The sequence below is a fragment of the Methylobacterium sp. WL9 genome (assembly GCF_008040035.1).
Taxonomy (GTDB): Bacteria; Pseudomonadota; Alphaproteobacteria; order Rhizobiales; family Beijerinckiaceae; genus Methylobacterium; species Methylobacterium thuringiense.
Map to the genome: position 1 here is coordinate 1 of NZ_VRVE01000168.1, position 1,811 is coordinate 1,811.

At 70.6% G+C, this 1,811-nt stretch carries 1 protein-coding gene; it reads right to left on the reverse strand.

Annotated features, from left to right (window positions below; all coding sequences use genetic code 11):
• Positions 1 to 1,811, reverse strand: a 1,811-nt coding sequence (locus tag FV217_RS22200; RefSeq protein ID WP_147821789.1) for a calcium-binding protein, incomplete at both ends; no start/stop codon positions are given.

The window sequence follows — 1,811 nt, forward strand, 5'->3', positions numbered from 1 at the left end:
CGGCGCCGAGCGTGATCGTATCGTCACCGCCGACCGTGACGTCCGTGCTCTCAGCACGAACCGGCTTGCCGTTGACGAACCGCACCAGGCCGGCATCGCCGAGCACCACCGCGTCGCCCGCGAGGCCGTCGATCTTGTCGCTGCCGGCGCCGCCGAGCACGAGCTTGTTGCCCGTGCCGAGCTTGATCGTGTCGGTGTCGCCGATGCTGGCATCGAGCGTCTGCGCCAGGGTGATCACACCGGCCGTGAAGTCGAGACGCCCGCTGTCGCCGAGCACGATCTTGGCACCGTTGCCGGCGGTAATCGCATCCGAGCCGAAGCCGCCGACGATCACGTCGCTGCCGTCGCCGGCCGTGATCGTGTCGTTGCCGCCGATCCCGGTATCGGTGGACAGGACCTGCGCCAGGAGGCCGGCCGCGTCGTAGCTCACGGAACCGTGGTCACCCACGATCACGTCGGCGCCGGCACCCGAGGTGATCACGTCGGCATCGGCACCGCCCAGGGCGAGGTTGTTGCCCTCGCCGAGCGTCAGCGTGTCCTTGCCGCCGTCGACCGCCGACAGCGTGGCGACCATGACGCGCACGCCGCCCAGGAACTCCGCGAAGCCGCTGTCGCCGAGCACGATGTCGTTGCCGCCGAGCGCCGTGACCTTGTCGGCTCCGATACCGGCGATGACGAGATTGTCGCCCGCGCCGACCTCAATGGTGTCGTCGCCGCCAATGGCCGTATCCAGGCTTTCGGCCCGCGTGATCAGGCCTGCCGCGTCGAAGCGGATCTGGCCGTTGTCGCCGAGCACCGCGTCGCGGCCCGAGCCGGTGACGATGAGGTCCGCACCCGTTCCGCCGAGCACGACGTTGTCGCCCTCGCCCGCCCGGATCTCGTCCGCCCCGCCGATCGCCGGGCTCGTCGTCCGCACGAACACCGGCACCAGCGCGCTCAGCGTCACCGCGCCGTTGTCGCCGAGCACGATGTCGGAGCCCGAACCCGTCGTGATCAGGTCGGCACCGAAGCCGCCGATGACAACGCTGCCGCCGTCGCCGACCACGATCACATCGCGGCCACCAACGTCCGGAGATGTCGAGGCGATCTCCGTGGCACGCGCCTGATCGTCGAGATCGACCGTACCGTTGTCGCCGAGAACCACCGAGCGGCCCGCGCCCAGCGTCAGAGTGTCCGCACCCGAGCCGCCGAGCACCACACCGTTGCCGGCGCCGAGCGTGATCGTATCGTCACCGCCGACCGTGACGTCCGTGCTCTCGGCATGGACCGGCTTGCCGTTGACGAACCGCACTAGGCCCGCATCGCCGAGCACCACCGCGTCGCCCGCGAGGCCTTCGATCCGGTCGCTGCCGGCGCCGCCGAGCACGAGCTTGTTGCCCGTGCCGAGCTTGATCGTGTCGGTGTCGCCGATGCTGGCATCGAGCGTCTGCGCCAGGGTGATCACACCGGCCGTGAAGTCGAGACGGCCGCTGTCGCCAAGCACGATCTTGGCACCGTTGCCGGCCGTGATCGCATCCGAGCCGAAGCCGCCGACGATCACGTCGCTGCCGTCGCCGGCCGTAATCGTGTCGTTGCCGCCGAGACCGGTGTCGCTCGACAGGACCTGCGCCAGCAGACCCGCCGCGTCGTAGCTCACGGAGCCGTGGTCGCCCACGATCACGTCGGCGCCCGAGCCGGTAACGACGAGGTCCGCGCCCGCACCGCCGAGCACGACGTTGTCGCCTTCGCCCGCCCGGATCTCGTCCGCGCCGCCGATCGCCGGGCTCGTCGTCCGCACGAACACCGGCACCAGCGCGCTCAGCGTCACCGCG